This window comes from Comamonas fluminis, assembly GCF_019186805.1.
GTDB lineage: Bacteria > Pseudomonadota > Gammaproteobacteria > Burkholderiales > Burkholderiaceae_C > Comamonas > Comamonas fluminis.
Window position 1 is genome coordinate 641,814 of the sequence record NZ_CP066783.1, and the last position, 22,244, is coordinate 664,057.

18 protein-coding genes are annotated in these 22,244 nt (G+C 62.1%); 11 read left to right on the top strand and 7 right to left on the bottom strand.

The genetic code is table 11. From position 1 onward, the window contains the following. Nucleotides 1–83: 83 nt before the first annotated feature. Nucleotides 84–263: a hypothetical protein gene (locus tag JDW18_RS03250; protein ID WP_218242318.1), complete on the bottom strand. Its 180-nt coding sequence runs from the start codon at nt 261–263 to the stop codon at nt 84–86. A 71-nt stretch (nt 264–334) separates the two neighbouring features. After that, nucleotides 335–1,018: a TetR/AcrR family transcriptional regulator gene (locus tag JDW18_RS03255; RefSeq protein WP_218242319.1), complete on the bottom strand. Its 684-nt coding sequence runs from the start codon at nt 1,016–1,018 to the stop codon at nt 335–337. Between the two features lie 231 nt (nt 1,019–1,249). Here JDW18_RS03255 and JDW18_RS03260 point away from each other — a divergent pair, with 231 nt between their 5' ends. The 4 genes from JDW18_RS03260 (at nt 1,250) to JDW18_RS03275 (ending at nt 7,754) form a co-directional block, all read left to right on the top strand. Next, nucleotides 1,250–3,685, top strand: coding sequence for a membrane-bound PQQ-dependent dehydrogenase, glucose/quinate/shikimate family (locus JDW18_RS03260; RefSeq protein WP_218242320.1), 2,436 nt, complete (start codon nt 1,250–1,252; stop codon nt 3,683–3,685). 150 nt (nt 3,686–3,835) lie between these two features. Further along, complete coding sequence (locus JDW18_RS03265) at nt 3,836–4,912, top strand: porin (RefSeq protein WP_218242321.1); 1,077 nt, start codon at nt 3,836–3,838, stop codon at nt 4,910–4,912. Between the two features lie 187 nt (nt 4,913–5,099). Then, nucleotides 5,100–5,774, top strand: a complete 675-nt coding sequence (locus tag JDW18_RS03270) for a DUF2760 domain-containing protein (RefSeq protein ID WP_218242322.1) — start codon at nt 5,100–5,102, stop codon at nt 5,772–5,774. A gap of 3 nt (nt 5,775–5,777) precedes the next feature. Next, nucleotides 5,778–7,754 carry an Hsp70 family protein gene (locus JDW18_RS03275; RefSeq protein WP_218242323.1) on the top strand — a complete coding sequence of 659 codons (1,977 nt, stop codon included), beginning with the start codon at nt 5,778–5,780 and terminating at the stop codon, nt 7,752–7,754. Between the two features lie 234 nt (nt 7,755–7,988). Here JDW18_RS03275 and JDW18_RS03280 read toward each other — a convergent pair whose 3' ends face one another. Next, nucleotides 7,989–9,020, bottom strand: coding sequence for a porin (locus JDW18_RS03280; RefSeq protein WP_218242324.1), 1,032 nt, complete (start codon nt 9,018–9,020; stop codon nt 7,989–7,991). Nucleotides 9,021–9,215: 195 nt separating this feature from the next. On the opposite strand from JDW18_RS03280, the gene JDW18_RS03285 reads away from it, so the two are divergent. From JDW18_RS03285 to JDW18_RS03315, 7 genes are all read left to right on the top strand, one after another. Continuing rightward, a complete protein-coding gene (locus tag JDW18_RS03285) occupies nt 9,216–12,083 on the top strand; it encodes an Hsp70 family protein (RefSeq protein WP_218242325.1) in 2,868 nt (955 codons plus the stop codon). 309 nt (nt 12,084–12,392) lie between these two features. Further along, complete coding sequence (locus JDW18_RS03290) at nt 12,393–12,899, top strand: hypothetical protein (RefSeq protein WP_218242326.1); 507 nt, start codon at nt 12,393–12,395, stop codon at nt 12,897–12,899. Between the two features lie 23 nt (nt 12,900–12,922). Next, the gene (locus JDW18_RS03295; RefSeq protein ID WP_246610250.1) at nt 12,923–13,330 is read left to right on the top strand and encodes a ribosomal maturation YjgA family protein; all 408 of its coding nucleotides are present in this window, start codon (nt 12,923–12,925) and stop codon (nt 13,328–13,330) included. A 40-nt stretch (nt 13,331–13,370) separates the two neighbouring features. After that, on the top strand, nt 13,371–13,688 hold the full coding sequence (locus JDW18_RS03300) for a hypothetical protein (RefSeq protein WP_218242327.1): 318 nt from the start codon (nt 13,371–13,373) through the stop codon (nt 13,686–13,688). Next, nucleotides 13,675–14,202, top strand: a complete 528-nt coding sequence (locus JDW18_RS03305; RefSeq protein ID WP_218242328.1) for a hypothetical protein — start codon at nt 13,675–13,677, stop codon at nt 14,200–14,202. Before JDW18_RS03300 ends, JDW18_RS03305 begins: the two co-directional genes overlap by 14 nt. A 94-nt stretch (nt 14,203–14,296) precedes the next feature. Further along, the gene (locus tag JDW18_RS03310) at nt 14,297–14,644 is read left to right on the top strand and encodes a hypothetical protein (protein WP_218242329.1); all 348 of its coding nucleotides are present in this window, start codon (nt 14,297–14,299) and stop codon (nt 14,642–14,644) included. Nucleotides 14,645–14,812: 168 nt separating this feature from the next. Next, on the top strand, nt 14,813–16,255 hold the full coding sequence (locus JDW18_RS03315) for an NAD-dependent succinate-semialdehyde dehydrogenase (RefSeq protein ID WP_218242330.1): 1,443 nt from the start codon (nt 14,813–14,815) through the stop codon (nt 16,253–16,255). Between the two features lie 194 nt (nt 16,256–16,449). On the opposite strand, the gene JDW18_RS03320 is transcribed toward JDW18_RS03315, so the two are convergent. The 4 genes from JDW18_RS03320 to JDW18_RS03335 all read right to left on the bottom strand — a co-directional run bounded on the left by JDW18_RS03320 (nt 16,450) and on the right by JDW18_RS03335 (nt 22,221). Then, nucleotides 16,450–18,444 carry an FUSC family protein gene (locus tag JDW18_RS03320; RefSeq protein WP_218242331.1) on the bottom strand — a complete coding sequence of 665 codons (1,995 nt, stop codon included), beginning with the start codon at nt 18,442–18,444 and terminating at the stop codon, nt 16,450–16,452. Next, on the bottom strand, nt 18,441–18,932 hold the full coding sequence (locus JDW18_RS03325) for a MarR family winged helix-turn-helix transcriptional regulator (protein ID WP_218242332.1): 492 nt from the start codon (nt 18,930–18,932) through the stop codon (nt 18,441–18,443). The genes JDW18_RS03320 and JDW18_RS03325 overlap by 4 nt, the downstream gene beginning before the upstream one ends. Before the next feature lie 183 nt (nt 18,933–19,115). Beyond that, nucleotides 19,116–20,204, bottom strand: coding sequence for a YeiH family protein (locus JDW18_RS03330; RefSeq protein ID WP_218242333.1), 1,089 nt, complete (start codon nt 20,202–20,204; stop codon nt 19,116–19,118). A 166-nt stretch (nt 20,205–20,370) separates the two neighbouring features. Then, complete coding sequence (locus JDW18_RS03335; protein WP_218242334.1) at nt 20,371–22,221, bottom strand: VanW family protein; 1,851 nt, start codon at nt 22,219–22,221, stop codon at nt 20,371–20,373. Nucleotides 22,222–22,244: the final 23 nt, after the last annotated feature.

The following is a 22,244-nucleotide window of genomic DNA, read 5'->3' on the forward strand; positions in this document are numbered from 1 at the left end:
TTGCGGTCGTGGACGTACCTGCCCCTTGCACCTGGGGTTGTGCTGTTCTGGAAGGCCGTGCGGAGGATGTGAGCTGTGGTGCTTCAAGCCATCCGCACGGCGGCGGAAAGCATGGCCGTGACACCGCTCAGGCTCACGAATGCGGTCGGAATGCCATGGCGGCGGGTGTGCAGAGCACGCAGCACGCAGCCACATGCGGGCAGCTCTGCCTGAAGGGCAAAGCGGCGCAGGCGGGCAGCGGTGGACAGGTGCTTGATGGCCATGGGGATAAGAAGAAGGAGTGCCCCCAATTATGCCCGCACTGCTTTTTTGCAGTGCGGCGCTGAGTTATCCATCAATGGCTGGTCTGGAACATGAGCGCTATCTGCAGCTTGAACATTTCGCTGGTGGGCAGCTTGTGCCGGGGCTGAATGACTTCGTTGTTCATCATGCCCAGCCACAGGGGCGCCAGCAATTGTTCCGGGTACTGAAGAATGAGCGGGTTTTTGAGCTCGCCCCTGTCATCCGCCAGTTTTGTCAGGCTGCGTATGCGCTCGACCAGGGGCAGATGCGCGTGGCGGGCATACATCTGGGCAAGCAGGGGAAATTCCAGACCTTCTGCAACAACAAATCGCGCCGTGGCTGCGCGCCCGCTTTTTTCCAGTTGCGCCATGACGGGGGCCAGCACGCGCAGCAGAAAGTCGCCCACCAGCTCGCCTTCGGAAGGCTCAAGCTGCTGCATGGTGAAGGCCGCAGATGCAATGTGCCGCTGAATCACCGCGTCGAACAGGGCTTCCTTGGTTTCAAAGTAGCGAAACATGGTTGCCTTGGACAGCTGCGCCCGCTGGGCAACGCCAAGCATGGTGGTGCGAGCGTAGCCGCGCTCCAGAAAGTCAGCGTATGCCGCATCAATGATGGAGAGACGTGTGGCATCCGTTTTTTGCGGGCTTGGCCCGCGCGGCGTGCGTGCAGGTTTGGCCGAATCGGTCTTTTCCGGGGTCTTGCGGGGCTGCTTCTGGCTGTCTTTGTGGTCGCGCATGCCATGGATTGTGGCTCAGCGCATAGGGCCGGCATCAGGCAGTGCCGTCAAAGGGTTTCTTTAAAATAAAACCATGAAGTCTCATTTTGAATAGAATCGGGCTGCAACTCTTGTAGAAGACAGGTGCTGGGCGCCGCGAAACGCGGCGTCATTGCCAGCGGAACCCTTGTCTTGCGTTGCCATGCCATTGCGCAATTGCCGTGGCGTTCCAGATTCCCTTGAAAGCGAGAGATGACAACACTTCGTTCTGAGGCCGGCAAGGCGTCAGGCCACAAGCCTGCACGCCTGTTTCCGGTCATATTCTTTTTACTGGGCCTGGTGCTCGCCATTGGCGGCGGCCAGCTCGCGGGCCTGGGTGGCTCCTGGTACTACCTGATTACCGGCGTGGCGCTGCTTGCCAGCAGCGTGTTGATCTGGCGTGGCAATGCGCTGGGCGGCTGGCTGTATGCCGCAATGCTGGCCTGGACGCTGGTGTGGTCGCTGGCCGAAGTGGGTCTGGATTTCTGGACGCTGCTGCCACGTCTGGCACTGCTGTTTGTGCTGGGCCTGTGGCTGCTGACGCCGCTGTACCGCCGCAGTGTGGTGACCGGCCCTGTCTCTGCACAGGGCGGCAAGGCTGCAGCCGGTGTGCTGACCGTGGCCATGGCTGCTGTAGTCGTGGTTGGTCTGGCCAAGGGCGACAAGCATGAAACCAAGGCGGCGCAGGCTTTGCCTGAAATTCAGCAGGCTGCTGCGCAGGAAGCCGCGCAGGATGAGTGGCACTACTACGGCAACAACCAGGGTGGCCAGCGCTTTTCACCGCTGGAGCAACTGACACCCGAGAACGTCAAGGGCCTGGAAGTGGCCTGGACTTATCGCACCGGTGACTATCCGCCCAGCGAAGGCCCCAAGCGCCGTTTTGAAGCCACCCCGCTGAAGATTGGCGACAGCCTGTACTTCTGCACACCGCGCAACGACATCGTGGCGCTGAATGCTGAAACGGGTGAAGAGCGCTGGCGCTTCAACGCCAAGGTCAATCTGCGCGGCGTGACGGGTTCTGCCGCCTGCCGTGGTGTGGCCTATACGAAGCTGCCTGAGCCGCAGCCCAATGGCGTGTGCCAGGAACGCATTTATGGCCCCACGGTGGATGCCCGCCTGCTGGCAGTGGATGCCAAGACCGGCCAGCCTTGTGCCGACTTTGGTGTGAATGGCCAGGTTGATCTGAAGAAGGGTATGGGCGACATCATCCCCGGCTATTACTACGTCAGCTCCATGCCCCAGGTCGTGCGCGGCAAGGTGGTGATGGGCGGCTGGGTGTCCGACGGTCAGATGACGGGCGAGCCCTCGGGCGTGATCCGCGCGTTTGATGCCAAGACCGGTGCCTTCTCCTGGGCGTTTGACATGGGCAAGCCAGACTTCCACGGCGAGCCTGCCGAGGGCGAGCACTACACCCGTGGCACGCCCAACTCCTGGGCGCCCATCAGTGCTGACGACAAGCTGGGCATGGTTTACATCCCCACCGGCAACGCCACGCCTGACTACTACGCCGGCCACCGCACCGAACTGGACAACAAGTTCAGCGGCTCGGTGCTGGCCATCAATGCCGACAACGGCAACCTAGTGTGGAACTTCCAGACCACGCACTACGACGTGTGGGATTACGACGTGGCTTCGCAGCCCAGCTTGCTGGACCTGAAGGTCAAGGGTGAAACCGTGCCCGTGTTGGTGCAACCCACCAAGCGCGGCCAGAACTTTGTGCTGGATCGCCGCACCGGCAAGCCCGTGTTTGATGTGCAGGAATTGCCTGTGCCCCAGGGTGGTATTGAAGACCCGGCCCGTCTGTCCAAGACCCAGCCGCATTCCACGGGCATGCCAACTTTTGCCGGTCTGGACCCCAACGAAACCTATGGTGTGGGCGAAAAGGACATGTGGGGCATGACCATGCTGGACCAGATGTGGTGCCGCATCCAGTTCAAGAAGGCCCGCTGGGAAGGTCCGATGACACCCGCAGGCAAAGACACCGTGTTCTTCTTCCCAGGCTCGCTGGGCGGATCGAACTGGGGCAGTGTCTCGTTTGACCCCGAGCGCCAGATCATGGTGGGCAACTGGAACCGCGTGCCCATGCTGCTCAAGCTGATTGACCGCGAAGAAGCCAACAAACGTGGACTCAAGGCTGCCGATGGTTCGCCCGGAACCTCGGTGGGCGGTGCTGTGCCGCAAGAAGGCGTGCCTTACGCCGCAGACTTGAAGCCCTTTCTGTCGCCCATGGGTGCACCGTGTATTGCTCCTCCTTTTGCACTGGTAACCGCCATTGACCTGAACACCCAGAAAGTGATCTGGGAACGCCGCAGCGGAACGGCTGAAGACTCTGGCGTGGCCGGTATCCGCACGCACCTGCCCATCCCCATGGGCGTGCCGGGCCTGGGTGGCTCCATTACCACCAAGGGTGGTCTGGTGTTTGTGGCTGCTTCGGGCGAGCAATCGCTGCGCGCCCTAGACTTGAAAACAGGCGATGTAGTCTGGAAGGGGCGCCTGCCAGCCGGTGGTAATGCCACACCGATGACCTATGAGTCCAAGGAAAGCGGCCGACAGTTTGTGGTGATCGCCGCTGGCGGCCACAACCTGATGCAGACCCAGCCAGGGGACTACCTGGTGGGTTATGCACTGCCCAAGCAAGCCAAAAAATAAGCCCCATTTCACCGTGGCCTGTGTCTGCAGGTTGCGGTGACTTTGCAGGTTTCACAAAACACAAGAGCGAAAGTCTCCGTTTCGCCCACCTCGAAGGTATTTCGCGGTGGGCGATTGTCTTTGCGCTCTCAACTCACCTTGATTGAAAAAATGAAAAAACACTCACAGGCAGCGCATATTGCCGCTGCTTTTCTGGCCGTCTTCAGCGTGCAGGGCGCGTTTGCCGCAGATTCCAGCTCTGGCTCTTCCGTCACGCTTTACGGTGTGGTGGACACCAATGTGCGCGTGAGTACACACGAAAACGCATCGGGTGGCAGCAAGACGCAGATGGATGCGGGCGGCCCCATCACCGGCAGCCGCTGGGGCCTGCGCATGAAGGAAGACCTGGGTGGCGGTCTCTCCGCATTCAGCATTCTGGAATCTGGCTTTGACACCGGCACCGGCCAGCTGCTGCAGGGCGGCAGAGCCTTTGGGCGCCAGTCGCTGATTGGTTTGCAAGGTGCATGGGGGCAGGTCACGGCAGGCCGCCAGTACACCGTGGCCCATGAAATGGCTGCAAGCTATGAGGCGCTGGGCATTGCCAACAACTCTTTGCTGGGCTTCCAGTCCGGATACACCAATCTGCGCCAGGACAATCTGCTGCGCTATGCAGGCAACTTCGGCCCCGTCTCGCTGATTGCGGGCTGGACTTTTGGCGAACAGGCCGGGTCGGGGCAGAAAGGCGCAACCAAGGCGCTTGCTGCTGCCTACAAAAATGGCCCGCTGCGCATTGGCGGCACACTGCAGCGCAGCAACAACGTCAGCACCTATCTGGGCACGGCAGTGGCGGAGAGCCGGGAAGACTTCTACTCGCTGGGCGGCACTTACGACATCCAGAAAACCAAGCTCTTCTTCAGCTTCAACCGCCATCGTCTGGACAACGCAGGCTATGCCAATAATGCCGTCACCGTCGGCATGAATATGCCGGTTTCAGCGCGTGTGACCTTGATCGGCACGGCCATGGTCGATCGCATGCAGCATGCACAAGGCAGCGGCAAACGCATGGTGGCGGGCGGCGTGCTGGAATATGCGCTCTCCAAGAGTGCGACGCTGTATGGCGTGATTGACTACACCCACCTGAGCGGCGAGTGGATGAATGTGGCCACTCAGCCCGGCTTTGCCACGCCGTTTTACGGCAACGACAACACCCGGCTGGGGCTGGGTCTGGGAGCCCGGGTACGGTTCTGATCTGGACTGAGCGCATGGCACCAGAGCGCCTGTGCTACCCCGTCTGCAGCGGGGCATAGGCCCAACCCTTAAAATCAGACGCTTCGACGGGCTGCCACTGTGCGCCCCTCACTGATTTTGAATCGTCCGTGACTGGCTGGCTGTCAATGCCATCTGGGCCAGAGAACGGGCGCCTGCTGGTGCTTTCATGAACAACACCCCCCCATCTTTTTTGAGCCGCATCGCCATTGCGATCGGCAGCTTTTTTGCCATCCTCGGCAACGGCCGCCTGGCCGCCGACGTGACCCGCGTTCGCGCGGGTGAAGCCTTTGCCGCCGATGTGGCGCCCAAGGAAGTGCGCGTCGAAGTTCCGGTCGAGAAGATCGTGGAAAAAATTGTGGAAACGCGCATCGAGGTGCCTGTTGAGAAGATTGTCGAAAAAGTCGTAGAAAAGCGCGTCGAAGTCCCGGTGGAAAAACTGGTCGAAAAAACCATCGAGGTCACCAACAACGCCGCCGCCCTGCAGTTGCTGGGCCTGATGCAGCGCGAGGCGCGCTTTGTCGATTTCATCCAGGAAGACGTGGCGCCCTATACCGATGCCGAAATTGGCGCCGCTGCCCGCGTGGTGCACGAAGGCTGCCGCAAGGTGCTGCGCGACAACTTCACCATTGCCCCCGTGCGTACCGAAGCCGAAGGCAGTCGCATCACCTTGCCCGCCGGTTTTGACGCCGCTGCCGTGCGCCTGACCGGCAACGTCGTGGGCCAGGCTCCGTTCACTGGCACCTTGGGCCACCGCGGTTGGCAGGCCACCGAAGTGAAGCTGCCACAGCTGACCGACAGCAAGGCCGCCAATGTGATCGCCCAGGCGGAAGTGGAGCTGTAAACCATGAGCGTTTTTTCCTCCATCGCCCAGTCGGGCAGCGCCGCCGCATCCCAGGGTGAAACTACCAATTCCGTAGCTGCTCCAGCGCCTGCAGCAAGCGCTACAGGCCAAAACGATGTGAAATCGACAGCCGCGCACTACAGCATCGGTATCGACCTGGGCACCACGCACTGCGCGCTGTCCTTCGTCAACAAGACCGCCAGCGATGGCGAGAAGGTGGTGCAAGGCGTGCTGGACATTCCCCAGCTCACGGCGCCCGCCAGTGTGCAAGCCCTGCCGCTGCTGCCGTCCTTTTTGTACCTGCCGCATGAAAGCGAGCTGACCGAGGCCGAGCGCCGCTTGCCCGGCGCAGCGGCGCAAAACTTCATCACCGGCGAATTTGCCCGCAGCCGTGGCGCGGCCACGCCCATCCGCTTGGTGAGCAGCGCCAAGAGCTGGCTTTGCCACCCCGGCGTGGACCGCCGCGCAGGCATCTTGCCGGCCGATGCGCCCGAGGAAGTCAGCCGCATCTCGCCATTGACGGCCTCCATCCGCTATCTGGAGCACCTGCGCTGGGCCTGGGAGCAAGCCCACCCCGAGGCACCGTTTGCCCAGCAAGACATCACCGTCACCATCCCCGCGTCCTTCGACCCCGCCGCGCGCGAGTTGACGGCCGAGGCCTGCAAGGCCGCAGGCTTTGCCAACCTCACGCTGCTGGAAGAGCCGCAGGCCGCGCTGTACAGCTGGATTCAGGCCAGCGGCGGCAACTGGCGCAAGCAGGTCAAGCATGGCGACATCATCCTGGTGGTGGACGTGGGCGGTGGCACCACCGACCTCTCGCTGATCGCCGTGCTGGAGCGCGAAGGCAACCTGGAGCTGCAACGCATTGCCGTGGGCGAGCACATCTTGCTGGGTGGCGACAACATGGATTTGGCGCTGGCCTACGGCGTGGCGCGCAAGCTGGCCGCCGAGGGCAAGCAGCTGGACGCCTGGCAGACCCGTGCCTTGTCGCACGGCTGCCGCGCTGCGAAGGAGCAACTGTTGGCCGACGCCACGCTGCAATCCGTGCCCGTGGTCGTGCCCAGCCGGGGCAGCAAGCTCATCGGCGGCAGCATCCGCACCGAAGTCACGCGGGACGAAGTGCTGGCCATGCTGGTCGAAGGCTTCTTCCCGAAGGTGGCAGTCAGCGACAAGCCCAAAACCCGCGCCCGTGGCGCGCTCACGCAGCTGGGCCTGCCCTATGCGCAAGACGCCGCCGTCACGCGCCATCTGGCCGCCTTCCTGACCCGTCAGGTCAACGCTCTGGCCGAGATTGATGGGCTGAACGGCGACCAGGTGGAAGGCTCCACCTTTCTGCACCCCACGGCCATCCTGTTCAACGGCGGCGTGCTCAAGGCTCCGCAGATCGAGCAGCGCATTCTGCAAGTCATCAACGGCTGGCTGGACGAAGAGGCCTGCGAGCCCGCCCGTCTGCTGGATGGTGCCAATCTGGATCTGGCCGTGGCACGCGGCGCGGCCTACTACGGCCACATTGCCACCAGCGGCCGCGGCGTGCGCATCCGCGGCGGCACAGCGCAAAGCTACTACGTGGGCGTGGAATCGAACATGCCCGCCATCCCCGGCATGGAGCCGCCCATTTCCGCCCTGTGCCTGGCTCCGTTCGGCATGGAAGAAGGCACCGAAGTGGCGCTGCCGGATGAGGAGTTTGGCCTGGTCGTGGGCGAGCCCGTGCGCCTGCGCTTCTTCGGCTCCAGCGTGCGCCGCGCCGACACCGTTGGCACCATGCTGGACTTCTGGGGCGCGGAAGAGCTGATCGAGCTGCAAGAAATTGAGCTGAATCTGCCCGCCGAAGGCCGCGCCGCTGGCGAGGTGGTGCCTGTGACATTGGCAGCGCGGGTGACCGATATCGGCACCTTGGAGCTGAACGCCGTGCCCGTGGGTGGCACGGAGCGCTGGAAGGTGGAGCTGGATGTGCGGGCGGAGACCGCTGCTGACGAGTAAAACCTGCGCTGCCCTTTGGCCTATGAAGCCTGCTGACCGACTGGTTGGCAGGCTTTTTTGTTGGGATTGCTGCAGCTTCTGTGTTGCAGGGCTTGCAGTGAAGCTATCTGCTGGAATATGGCTCTGTCGCTTATCTATCAAGCGCAAGCAGCTCATATTTTTGATGTGAAAAAGGCGCGCACCACCCCACCAGAACATGGTGCGCGCCTATCACTGCAACTGGTTTGAAACAGCTTAAAACGCGTGGCGCAGGCCCACGCTGAAGCTGCTGGCATTTTGCCCGTAGCCCACGCCCCCCTTGAAGTTGTAGCCATAGGCTACGCCGCTTCCGTTGTCGATATGGGTGTAGGCCGCGTACAGCTTGGTGCGTTTGCTCAGGTGGTGGTTGTAGCCAAGAATCCACTGGCGGGCGCTGCTGCCGGGCACATGGCTCCAGCGGCTGGCCCAGCCATAGCCGAGCGCAACTTCTGAAGCGCCCACCCGGTATGCCGCCGTTACGCGGGCCGCATCGCGGGTGCCGCAGCCTGCCCCTGCATTGCTGCACATGGAGCCTGAGCCGTTGTCAGAGCGCTGATAGTAGGCACCGATTTGCAGCGCGCTCCAGCTGTAGTGGCCGCGCAGGCCGAACTGTTTATCGTTACCCAGCTGGGTGTAACCCGCGCCCAGAGCCAGCGGGCCGCGCTCCCAGTTGGCATAAAGGTCGTAGCCATTTTTCTGCACCGCGCCAGCGGCTTTTTCGTGCAGCGAGGCCTGGGCCTCCACCGTCAGCCCGCCCATGACGGGGCTGCGGTAGCCAATCTTGTTGGTGTTGCGCATGACATAGTCGTACAGCGCATCGGCAATGGAGCCGGTGTCGTGATTGGGTTCGTCCAGCGCACCATAGTCGGCAATGCCGAAATAGGTGGCCGCACCAAAGCGGCCCACGCGCAGCTTGCCCCAGTTTCCGGAGAGATTCACTTCGCTCTGGCGCTGAAAGGCGAGTGCGCCGCTGCTGCCAGTGCCCGCGCCGGTGTCGGAGTCAAAGCCTGACTCCAGCTGAAAGCCCGCCTTGAGGCCGCCACCCAGATCTTCGCTGCCCACAAATCCAAAGCGTGAGTTGTTGTTGAACAGCCCGGTAAGACTGTTGCCGCCGACTTTCTGGTGCTCGGCAGAGGTATTGATGCGGCCATAGATCTGGACGCTGCTTTGGGCCAGTGCGGCCGAGGATGCGGCGGTGGCCAGGGTCGCGATGAGGATGCGGGACAGAGTTGTTGTTCTTGCGTGCATGGAGCAGATGGCCTTCGGTCGTTGCGATGAAACTTGCGCGGAACTGCGCATTTGTTACAAGGCAAAACCCGTGCCAGCACCGATGCACTGATTTGGGGTGGCTTGGAGCCACGCGGTGGCCTGTCCTGTTGTGTGCTGCAGGCATCGGGTCTTGTTACGATCGGCGCACCGTTTTCGAGTCCTTCCTGTCGTTCCATGCACCCATCCCGCACTACTTACGCCGTCGGCATTGACCTGGGCACCAGCCATACGGTCGTGGCAAGCGTTCCACTGGCCGGGGCGGCTGCAGACATTGCGCTGCTGAACATTCCCCAGCGCAGCACGGCAGGCGAGGTGCTGGCTCAGCCCCTGCTGCCTTCGGTGCGCTATCAGGCTGCAGCCGGGGAGCTGGGCGATAGCTGGCAGCAGCCCTGGCCACCGCAAGGTGCCGATGCACAAGCGCCCGCCGTCATTGGCCGCTGGGCGCGTGACCTGGGGGCCGCTGTGCCGGGGCGGCTGGTGGCCAGCGCCAAAAGCTGGCTCTCGCACCAGGGGGTGGACCGCACAGCGCCCATCCTGCCCTGGGGCGCGGGTGACGATGTGGCCAAGGTATCTCCGCTGGCGGCTTCAAGCTCGTATCTGGCCCATGTCAAAGCAGCGTGGGATCAGGCGCACCCCGCGGCCCTGTTGCACGATCAATCTGTGGTGCTGACGGTGCCTGCATCGTTTGACGAAGGCGCCCGGGCACTGACGCTGGAGGCCGCAAAACTGGCAGGCCTGCCCGATGTGCAATTGCTGGAAGAGCCCAAGGCCGCTTTTCACGACTGGCTGCTGCTGCAGGGCGACCAGTTGGCCCAGCAACTGGCCCACAGCCGCCTGGTGCTGGTGGTGGACGTGGGCGGCGGCACCACCGACCTGACGCTGATTCGCGTGCAGGCCTCGCAGAGCGACGAGCTGCCCACGCTGACCCGCATCGCCGTGGGCGAGCACCTGATGCTGGGCGGAGACAACATGGACCTGGCGCTGGCCCATCAGCTTGAACCTGCTTTTGCAGGCGAAGGCCAGCGCCTGCCCGCGCAGCGTTTCGCGCAACTGGTGCAGCGCTGCCGCATGGCCAAGGAGCAATTGCTGGCGGCCGATGCACCAGAGCAAATCAGCATCACCCTGCTGGGCGCTGGCAGCCGTTTGCTGGCGCAAACACAGTCGGTTCAGCTCACACGCGCACAGGTGCAAAGCACGGTGGTGGAGGGCTTTTTGCCATCTGTGCCGATGGGGGACATGCCCGCCAAACGCCAGAGCGCTTTGCGTGGCTTTGGCCTGCCATACCCGGCAGATGCGGCCATCAGCCGCCATCTGGCGCAGTTTCTGAGCGTGCATGCAGATGGCGCGCTGCCAGACACGGTGCTGCTCAATGGCGGCGTGTTTCATGCCCATGCGCTGGTGCAGCGGCTGACGGATTTGCTCTGCACCTGGCGCGGCAGCCCGGTGCGCGTGCTGCACAACCCGCATCCCGACTGGGCGGTGGCACGCGGCGCGGCAGCGTATGGGCTGGCGCGTGCGCAGGATGAGCTGGCGGCTCAAACACCGTCAAATCAGGCTGTGGTCAAGGAAGTACAAGCGCCAGCAGCTATTAAAAAAATAGTACCCCGCATTGGCGGCGGCGCGGCGCGCAGCTACTGGCTGCTGCTGCCCGGCAAAAAAGGCGATGCCCCGCAAGGCATTTGCCTGCTGCCACGCGGCACGGAAGAGGGTGTGCGCATCGTGCTTTCGGGGCGGCGCTTTGCGCTCAAGCTCGGCCAGGCCGTGCGCTTTAATCTGCTGGCCAATAGCCAGAGCCATGCGCCCATGCAAGCCGGTCAGATCGCTGCGTTGACGGGTGATGGCTGGGTAGAGCTGCCGCCGCTATCCACCGTGCTGCCCGCGCCCGAAGGCAAGGCGCAGACCCAAGTTGAAGTGCAGCTGCAAGCCAGCATGACTGAAGTGGGCACGCTGGAAGTGCGCTGCGTGGCGGTGCAGGATGCTGCCCAGTCCTGGTTGCTGCCTTTTGCGCTGCGTGGTGCAAGCGTGGCGGATGCTTCAGAAAGCATAGCTGATAGCGCAGATGCAGAAAGCGCTGAAGGGCAAAAGGGTTTGAAGTCTGGTGCCGCCAAACTGCCTGAAGCCGTGGCGTTGATAGACCGCATCTTTGGCACGCAAGGGCAGGACGTTGCAGCAAGGGAAGTGCGTCAGCTGCGGCAGTCGCTGGAAAAAATTCTGGGCCCCCGTGAAAGCTGGGACGTGGGCCTGCTGCGCGCCCTGTTTGATGCGCTGCTGGCCCGCGCCAAGCGCCGTCGCCGCACAGCAGATCACGAGCGGGTGTGGCTCAACCTCGCAGGCTGGTGCCTGCGCCCCGGCGTAGGGGCCGAGCTGGACGGCTGGCGCATCGCGCAGGTGTGGGCTTTGTACGCGCAAGGCCTGGGCCATGCCAAGGAAACCGCCAACTGGACGGAGTGGTGGGTCTTCTGGCGCCGCGTGGCAGCGGGCCTGAATGAGGCGCAGCAGATGGAGCTGCTGGAAGACGTGGCGGGCCACATGCAAAAAGCCGTGCAGCAGAACACGCGTGGCAAAAGCAGCCACGGTAGTTACGACGACATGCTGCGCCTGTTCGCCGCCATGGAAGCTGTGCCCTGGCAGTACCGCCAGGAAATGGGCCAGTGGATGCTGCAGCGCCTCAAGCGCGCTGATGAAACCGTGCAGACCTGGTGGGCCATTGGCCGCCTGGCCGCCCGCCAGTCGCTGGCCGCCAACGCCCATCTTGTCATGCCGCCCGATGCAGCGCAGGAATTTTTGAATGCCACCTTGGCCCAGGACTGGCGCAAGAACGAAACCGCCATGTTCGCCGCCGTGCAAATGGCACGTATGACGGGCGACCGCACGCGCGATCTGTCGGAAGATATGCGTGCCCAGGTGCTGGAAAAAATGCGCACCAGCGGCGCGCCAGAGCGCTGGCTGGCGATGGTGGAACAGGTGGTGCAGATGGAAGCTGAAGACCAGAAGCGCAGCCTGGGGGATAGTTTGCCGCCGGGCTTGGTGTTGTTGCACTAGGGTCTGTTGAGATTTAGGCGGGGATCGCGTTGCAGCGACAGGAGGCTGGATGCTAGGCGCATGACAGAAGCAATGCTCATGCCTTGCGAGGGCATGCAACAACGCAGACGGCCTCCTGTCGCTGCAACCCGAAGGGAAGGAATCTGGCCGCCCGCCACTCGTTGTTGCGCTTCTTGTGCGGGTGGGCATCCGCACGGCGTCACGCGCCTGGATTGGCTAGCGGCCAGAATCCTTCGCGACCCCGCTCAATTCTCAACAGACCCTAGCTATTTTGCAATGATAATAAAAATATAAAAACGGAAGGTAGATATGAAACTGAATCTAAAATCACTCATTACATTATTTGTTGTTTTGTGGGTTGTTTCCGCCATTATGGTTTTGTTTTTTGCCAAGGACTTGCAAGAGGCAAATAATTTTGGGGGAAGTTTTGGTGCGGTTTCTGCACTTTTTTCGGGACTGGCTCTGGCATTAGCAATATATTCAATGCTTCTTCAGCAGAAGCAGAGTATGGACTTTGAAAAGGCAACGCTGGCGGCTTTAGAACAGCAAAGCACTACAGCTGAAAATGTCAAAATCAGTTTGCTTCAACAAGCCAATGCGATTAAATTAATTGAGATGAGTTTGACGTCTCAAGCAGCTGCTGCAAAAGTGAATGCACTTTCAGTTGTTATTTCTCAAGAAGAGCAGAGAATCGAGACGCTCAAGCAATGGGGTGAAATGGCCGGAGATATGAATAAATATTCGAATGGAATTAAAGCATCACAAAAAAGGCTTGAAGATTATCAAAAGAAGCTTAGAGAATTTATTTCTGATTAAGGCGTGACGCACGTATATTTGCAGTGAAGTCTTGGATTATTTTCCGCTCCCGCCTCGGGCTTGCTCTCCTCTCTTTCGTCATCATCGCCCTCGGCCTTGCCTCCCGCCGAGGCTATTTCCCATTCCCTGAAGCGCTTGGCAACTACCCCGGTGATGCACTCTGGGCTTGGGTGGTGCTGCTGTGCGTGGCCTGGGTGCGGCCCGCCATCACGCGAACCAAGTTGATCGGGTGGTCGCTGCTGATCGCCTTTGCCATTGAGTTTCTGCAGCTCTACCAAGCCCCATGGATGCAGGCGCTGCGCGCCAACAAGCTGGCGTATCTGGTGCTGGGTAATGGCTTTGATCCGCTGGATTTGCTGGCCTATGTGGTGGGCATTGCACTGGGTGCAGCAGTAGATTGGGCCTGGCAGCGCGGGCGACAGGGGCGCTGAGTCGGCGGTTTACCATGCAGTTTTCATGGCGGAGCTTTGCATGATGTTTGATGTCTCCAGCGTGCCCGCATTTGCCGCATGCCAGACGGGCGAGCCGCGCGATGATGGGCTGATGATCTATGCACCCGAGCAGATTGCCGAGCGCAGCCAGACCTATGAGGTGGCGCAGTATCTGCCAGATCATTTGATGATTGGCGACGATAGCGGCGGCCAAGGCATTCTGGTGGACGGCCAGGGTGCCGTCTGGATCTGCGGCATGGGCGCCTTCTTTGAAGACTGTCGTGAGCTGCTGTCACCGCATCTGGCGCAGTGGGTAGAGCAGGACTGCCCTTTGCCATCATGGGATGACGATGAATAGCGGGCCGCACTTTGATTCGGAGTTTGTGCAGTCGTTGCATGCCATTGCCTGGTTCTCGCGCTGTGGACAGAGCTTGCCCGATGCACTGCTTTCAAGTCTGCCGTTTGAAGCCGTTCCGGTTGCCACTTTGAAGAAAGCCATGCGCCAATGGGGCTCCTCGCAATGGGAGGACGCGACGCTGGAGGCGCGCAATGAGTTGACTGGCTTTCTGGCCGTGCAGGCACGCGATGCCTACCAGCAATGGAACATCATCACAAGGCAGGCCAAGGCAGAAGTGGCGCAGCCGCTGGCTGAAAAATTCTGGCAACCCTATGCGCAGCAGCATGGGTTGGATGCCAACTTTCTGCACAGCGTGCAGTGGGATGTGCTGGCGCTGTGCATGGAGCATGCTTACCGCCAGCAGCGCGGCTTGCCGCAGTTTTTTCACGTGTTGCTCAAGGTCTATGCGGCAGGGCATATGCCTTGCGGCTGGGAAGGCGGCAAATACCCCAAAGGGCGGTTGCTGATCTGGTGATGCCCGGTGGCTGGATATCTGCACATAGTGATACAGACAGTGAAAGACCTCTGCCGCTAAGCTGGCCCGCATCTCTTTACGGATGGAGTGATGCATGAAGCATGGTTTGTTGCGTGGTGTGGCTGCTGCGGCGCTGCTGGGGTCGATGGTTGCGGCGCAAGCCCAGAGTCTGGTGTTGCCCAGCATTCCCGAGGCGACGGATGCCATTGTCGAAATGTTCTCTGGAACGGGTATGCCCAGACCTTCCAAGGTCAAACTGGGCACCTGCATTGCGGCGGTTGAGGCTACGCACCCCGGACAAGTGGCTTGCACGGTAGCGGTGACGCTGGGAGCGGGGATCAGCGAGAACCAGATGGATTTCTACAAACAGGGCAAGCGCTGGAAAGTGCAGCCCAGTGTGTCGCAGGACAAGCTGCCGTTTCCTGATCCCAAGCTGAATTAAAGTGGCCAGATATCTGGCCTTCAAGGGTTAACTCTGCCTTGGAAGCGTCCCATACTTGTCATAGCAAGTTAGCATGAGTGGCTAGAATTTTTTCAATCCCTGGTCATTCACCACGCCCGGCCTTGCGCATCTGCAGGGGGATGAGGGTCGGCACAGATGAGACATGCGATGAGCTCTGCATATCCTGATACCCAGCTTTTGATCGACGGTCAGTGGCAGGACGCTGCCAGCGGCAAGAAAATTGAGGTGCGCAACCCGGCCACGGGCGAGGTGATCGGCCATGTGGCCCACGCCGATATTCCCGATCTGGACCGTGCGCTGGCCGCTGCAGACAAAGGCTTTCAGGTCTGGCGCAAGATGTCGGCCCACGAGCGCGGTGCCATCATGCGCAAGGCGGCCAGCCTGCTGAAAGAGCGCGCCGATGAAATTGCCGCGCTGCTGACGCAGGAGCAGGGCAAGCCGCTGGGTGAAGCCAAGGTCGAGATCGTGGCGGGCGCAGGCATCATCGAATGGTTTGCCGAGGAGGCCTTGCGCGTCTATGGCCGCATCGTGCCCTCGCGCAAGCCCGAGCAGCAGCAACTGGTCATCAAGGACCCTGTGGGCCCTGTGGCGGCGTTCACCCCCTGGAACTTCCCCGTCAATCAGATCGTGCGCAAGATTGGCGCGGCGCTGGCTTCGGGCTGCTCTTTCCTGTGCAAGGCTCCTGAGGAAACACCGGCTTCGCCCGCCGCACTGCTCAAGTGCTTTGTGGACGCAGGCATTCCCGCCGGTGTGGTGGGTCTGGTCTATGGCAACCCCGCGCAGATTTCCGAGTATCTGATTGCCCACCCGGTCATTCGCAAAGTGACCTTTACGGGTTCGACCGCTGTGGGCAAGCAACTGGCGGCACTGGCCGGTCAGCACATGAAACGCTGCACCATGGAGCTGGGTGGCCACGCCCCCGTGATCGTGGCTGAAGACGCTGATGTGGCGCTGGCCGTGAAGGCTGCGGGTGCTGCCAAGTTCCGCAATGCGGGGCAGGTCTGCATCTCGCCCACGCGCTTTCTGGTGCACAACAGCGTGCGTGAGGAATTTACCCGCGCCATGGTGGCGCATGCCGAAGGACTCAACGTCGGCAACGGTCTGGAAAAAGGCGTGCAGATGGGCCCGCTGGCCAACCCACGCCGCGTGACCGCGCTGACGCAGTTGATTGCCAACGCCGAGCAAAGCGGTGCCCAACTGCTGACCGGCGGCAAGGCCATTGGCGACGCAGGCAACTTCTTCGCCCCCACCGTGCTGGCCGATGTGCCCCTGACCGCCGACATCTTCAATCAGGAGCCTTTTGGCCCCGTGGCGGCCATTCGCGGTTTCGACAAGATTGAAGATGCGATTCAGGAGGCCAACCGCCTGTCTTATGGCTTGGCGGCCTATGCGTTCACGCGCTCGCTCAAGACTGCGCACCAGCTGTCGCAGGATGTGGAAGCCGGCATGCTGTGGATCAACCAGCCCGCATTGCCCTCGGCCGAGCTGCCATTTGGCGGTATCAAGGATTCGGGCTATGGCTCCGAAGGTGGGCCTGAGGCGCTGGAGGCGTATCTGGTTTCTAAGGCTGTAGCTATAACGTGTGTTTAACCCCCTGAGGCGCTTCGCGCCTTCCCCCTTTCTCGCTTCGCGGAAGGGGGACGACGCCATCGCCGCGAGGCGGCGGGGCCGCCTAGGACTTGCTTGGCGTCTCTTTGTTGGAGGGCGCCAGTTTTTTGGCGTGTTGTGAATGAAAAAGCCGCTGTTTTGGCAGCGGCTTTTTCTATGGTGATTGCTGTTGGGTGTCAGGCAATTTTTGCGGTGGTTGCAAAGAATTTCTTGTGCTCGGCAATGTCCTGGGCTGCCAGTTGCAGTTGCAGCGCATTTTCTGGCTGGCGCAGTTGGATGCGCTCGGCCACGCCTTGTAGCAGGGGCAGGGCTTTGGTGGGTGAATTGGGCAGGTGCTGCAATCTTTGTAGCGCGCTGCGCACGCTGCGCAAGGTGCTTTCGCTCATAAGGACATCACCCTCAAGGGTGTGCAAGATCAGCACGGCTTTGCCTACGCGCAGGGCAGCCAGGCCGCAGTCGGCCGCTTCCTGGGCGCTGGAGGCACTGACTTTTTCCGAGGCGCGAATCAGGCGCAGCAGGCGGTGATAAAGACGTGCGCGCCAGACACGCACTTCGCGGGCGTGTTGCGGGGCGGCAGCCATGTCCTGAATTTCATGAACCATCATGGCGCGCAGGCCGTCAAGGCGGCCCTGAGCCGTCACGGGCAGGATAAAGCGATAGGCCAGCCAGCCGGCCAGCGGCCCGGTGACGATGGCAAACGCCATGGACAGCGAGTGGCCCACATCCAGCTGGTACGGAAAGTGCGGCCACAGCGCCAGCAAAATGACCATATTGCAGTCATAGCCCGCCAGCATGGTGCGGCGGTGGCTGAAGAGCAGTGCGCCGATGAAGATAAAGGGCAGCATCATCAGCACCATCTGCAACTGGCTGGTGGCAAACGGCCAGGCAAACCACTGGCAGGCCAGTGCCACGCCCGCACCCATGGCCTGACCCATGGTGACAAAGCGCATGGTGAAGACCGGGTTCTCGAACGAGGAAAACACCGTAATCATCACCGACAGGCCCAGCAGCATATAGGCGCCGCCATGCCAGCCGGTCACCACCCAGATCAGGCCCACCAGAAAGATGGCGCTGAAGGCGCGCAGCATGGCGCGGCGGGCGCCCACCCAGTCGCTGTGCAGCACCACGGGCAACTGGCGTGCGCGGTGATGCTCGGGCAGGGGCAGGTCGCTGGCAGCCACAAAGTGGGCCTGCAGGGCTAGGCCCAGGTTGGTCAGAATCTCTTCGGCATGGCCCCAGCCCGCTGCGGCCTGTCTGGCCGTGGCAATGGATTCGATGGCGGCCAGTGGCAGGGGCTGGGTTTCCAGCAGCTTGGCGGCATGCTCCAGCGCCTTGTTCATGGTTTGCGCATGTTCGGGGGTGAACTCTGCGGTCAGCGTCTTGCCGGTGCTGTCACGCAGCCACAGCAGGGCGGAAATCTGCGTGTTGATCAGGCGGCGCAGTGCCCGCACGGAGCGGCGCGAGCGCTGCGAGCCTGCGGCGTGCGGGTCCAGCCCTTCTTCAATGGCGGCCATGACGGCCAGACGTTCGGCCAGATCCTTGGGGCTGAGCACGCTTTGCCCACGCGCGGCGGCTTGCGATGCGGCGGCAATATCGCGCAGCAGGCGGGCGCACAGGCGGCGCACCTTGTCATTGCCGGGAATTTCTGCGCCCACGGGGGTGAACAGCCAGCCCACGATCAAGGCCGCAGCCACGCCGGTCAGCGCGGTAAAGAGGCGGTCCCAGCCCAGCTCATAGACATGGGCGGGGTTGCCGCTGTCCAGCAGCGCGACCATGGAGGCCGAATAACCGGCCAGCATGGTGCCGTAGCTGGCAAAGCTGCGCTGCAGATTGCCAAGGCCTGCGCAAATACCCATCCACACGGCCAGACCGGTGACCAGCCAGAGCAGATTGCCATTGGCCACCAGCACCAGCGCCACACCGGCGGCGGTGCCGATGATGGTGCCCGTGGTGCGGTAAAAACTTTTCTCCAGCAACTGGCCACGCAGCGGCTGGGATGCGGCCCATACCGTCATGCCCGCCCATTGCGGGTGCTCCAGCCCCAGCGCCCAGGCCGCAAACACGGCGATACAGGCGGCAAAGGCGGTGCGCAGATGCTGGCGCAGGCGGGCGCTGTCAAAACCCCATTGGGCCGCGCGTTCCAGAAAGCGATCGTAGGCAGCAATGCTCATGCGCGTACCTCGGCTTCAGTGTGGGACTGGGTGTAGCGCTGGGCGTGCATCTGGTCGATGCGGCTGCGAATTTTCTGCACGCCGCCCAGCATGGCTTCAACCTCGGCGTCATCCAGGTCCTGCAGCATGCTCAGCTCAGCCTGCAGCATGGTGGCGCGGATGCTGTCCACGGCGGTATTGCCTTCCTCGGTCAGAAAGATGCGCTTGCTGCGGCGGTCTGCCGGGTCGGCACAGCGCTCTACCCAGCCCTTGCCTTCCAGAATGTCCAGCAGGCGCACCAGGCTCGATCCGTCCAGGCCCACGCGCTCGGCCAGTTCCTTCTGCGTGACCCCATCACCCCAGGCGCGCAGGTGCAAAAGCGGCGTCCAGGTGGCATCGGTCAGGCCGCTGACGGCCAGCTGCTCTTCCACAAAGCGGCGCCATTGGCGGGTGAGGGTGACCATGAGAAAACCCAGGCGGTCACGGGAGGGGGCATCGACAAAAGACATAGCCCTCCATTTTGGTTCTTACCTAATTAATTTGCAATTCAAGCTAATTGAATCTGCATTGATATATAGGGTATTCCCTTGATTGGTCAGGCGCATAAAAAAAGAGAGCGCATTGCGCTCTCCTTCAAAGGCTTTTAGCCTGTTTTTATTGAGCTATCCAGCTACATCAAGCGCAGGCTGCTATCAAAACAGCGTGGGAATCCACAGATTCAAAGCCAGACCGGCAACCAGCAGCCAGACGAACAGGGCCAGTGCCAGAATCAGCGGCTTGGTGCCCGCAGCCCGCACGGCGCGGATATGGGTGGTCAGGCCCAGGGCGGCCATGGCCAGTGCAAGTAGCGCGTTGTCCAGCTGAATGCCTGCGTTGACGACTTCCTTGGGCAGCAGGTCCAGAGAGTTAAAGCCAGCCATCAGCACAAAGCCCAGTGCAAACCAGGGGATGGTGATCTTGCCGCCCGCCTGACCGTCGCTCACACCGCTCTTGCGATCGCTGCGCGACAGCCACATGGACAGCACCAGCAGGAAGGGGGCCAGCATCATCACGCGCACCATCTTGGCGATCACGGCCGTATCGGCAGCCTGGCTGCCAATGGCTTCGCCAGCGGCCACGACCTGGGCCACTTCGTGAATGGTGGAGCCGACAAAGACACCGTATTGCTGCGCGCTGACGTTGAGCCAGCCGTACTCGGCATTCCAGTGAAACAGCGCGGGGTAGAGGAAAGTGCCAACAGTGCCAAACACCACCACCGTGGCCACGGCCACCGCCACATCTTCGGCGCGGCCCTTGGCCACAGGCTCGGTGGCCAGCACGGCGGCCGCGCCACAGATGGAGGAGCCTGCGCCCACCAGCAGCGTGGTGCGCTTGTCCATGCCCAGCAGCTTCTGGCCAATCCACTGCGCCAGCAGGAAGGTGCTGGACAGCACCAGTGCATCAATCACCACACCGGCCATGCCGACATGGCCAATGTCCTGAAACGTCAGGCGCAGGCCGTAGAGCACGATACCGGCGCGCAGCAGGCGTGCTTTGGTGAAGGCGATGCCACTGCTGCACTGGCTGGCAATGGAGGGATAGACCGTGTTGCCAATGACCAGGCCTATAAGAATGGCCAGCGTCAGCGCGCTCAGGCCATTGTTTTTGATAGCGGGAAACTGGGCCAGCCAGGTGGCTGCGGCGGCAATCACGCCAGCCAGCAGCAGGCCGGGCACCATGGCGCCCGCCTTTTGCATCCAGCTCTGGGGCTGGCCTGCGGCAGAGAGTGTTGTTGTGTTCATGGGACCTCCGGCTGCCAGATGCTCACCAAGCGTGGCTAGCAGCGTTGGAGGTGACTTTAGATGTCTTGGTTATATTTGTATAACGAATAGTTTGGCTAAGATCAATCGATAAAACAGGTAGATTCTGGCTGAATCTCCTTTGAAACCTGCTAGAAGACTGCCTGCTTCACAGCGCAATCAGCGCCTGTGTAAGTGCAGCGATATCACCTTCCTGCACCAGCGTCAGCCCCGCCTGAGGCATCAGCCCGCAGGCCGGCGTGGTAATCACCGGCAGGCCGCAGGCCAGCGCACGGCGCAGCGCGTGGGGTGCGTGTTCCACATGGGCGGGCAGCACCACGGCCTGGGCCTGGCTGATCCAGTCGGCACTGTGGCCCATGCGCTGTAGCTGCACATGGGGCGGCAGATGCTGCGTATCAAACACCGTGCCCAGCACGATCAGCTGCAGGGGCTGGGCGGGCAATTGCGGCAGTTGCGCCAGAGCGGCGCACAGCTCACGCCAGCCTTTGCGGGCCAGGGTGCTGGCCGGGAACACAATGGTTTTGATAGCTGTCTGCGCTTGTCCATCAAGCGCTGTGGCTGGTTTGGGTGTCCATTCCAGTTCTGTCACTTCCGCTGAAATCTGGCTGCGTGCCCACTGCGCCACGGCATGGTGGGGCGTGATGATCTGGCGGGCCTGCTGCAAGGCGTGCGACTCGGCCTGCACCAGCGCGGCATCAGGCCGAAAGTCACGCAGGCTGGGCTCGTTGGGCCAGCGCTGCGCTGCAGCATCCAGCTGGGCAATGATGGCCTGCATGGGCAGGGCGGGCATCCAGACGCTGAAAGTGCGCCCCGCCAGCTGGCCGCTGCGCCATAGCTCAGGCAGATAGGCCTGATCGACCAGCAGCGTGGTGGCAGTGATGGGCAACTGCCGCAGCGCATGGCGGGCCTGCCAGCGCTGGCCGTCCAGCACGCTGGCCTGCCGCCGCCCCTGAGACTTGGCATTCCAGCGCAGCCACAGTGCGCGGCGCAGGGCGACGATGCGGGCGGGAAAGGTCTCGGCAGACAAGGTCCAGTCGCTGGCAGCCAGATGGCGGGCCACCTGCTGGCGCTGGCCAGTCGTCACAGCCTGCGGCAAATGCAGGGTGTCGCGCAACTGAGGGTGCTGCTTCAGATATTGCGCCAGCTCGGGCGTCAGCCCATCAAGCAGGGCGGCGCTGCTGCCCAGCTGGCTGTCCAGTCCCGCCAGATCGGGTTGGTGGCGAAAGCAGCTAGTTTCATCGCAGGTCACGCAGCTGCGCACCACCGGGGCTTGGCTGGCTAAGCGCTCTCGGGTGTGAATGCGGATGGGGAATTGCGGTATCAGGGTTGGGGCCTGAGCGCGCAGCCGCAGCGTGAGGTGGCTGGCATCCATCTGCACTTCCAGCCGCAACGGGCGGTCGGTGGCAATGCGCAGGTCTATATGTTTCCAGAGCACGGTGGCATCGACCTGGCTGCTGGGCACGCCAGCTGCTTCAATGCGGGCAGTGTGGCCGTGGCGCTCCACCAGCGTCAGCCCGGCGCGGGTGGCGGCGGTGGCCAGGGCATTGCTCAGCTGGCAGATGCCGCCGCCAATGGTGGGCACCACGCAGCCTTCACGAATTTCGCGGCCCAGCACAAAGCCTTTGCGGGCGCTGATGCGGCTCAGTTGCTGCCAGAAACTGAGCATGGCGCCTGCAGGCAGCTCTACCCCATCGAAGGCGGCAATGGCCTGGCGCAAGTTGTGCACCTTGCCAGCCACCAGCGCAAATTCATCGCTGCGCCCATCGCTCCACAACGGGCTGCGCAGCTCGGCAATCACCGATGCCTGCGCCAGCGGGCTTTGCGTGGCGGGCACTGCGGGCCAGCGGCGCACATGGGGCGAGAGGGCATCTTGCGCCAGGCGCTGGGCCGTCAGCAGCCGTATGCGCAGCCAGAACCACAGGGCCTGCCTGCGCGAGGGCAGGGTGAAGGGGGTGGACGGTTCAGCGGGAGCAGCGCTATGGGGCGGCAGGGCACTCATGGCCGCAGATCTTAGGAGAGAAG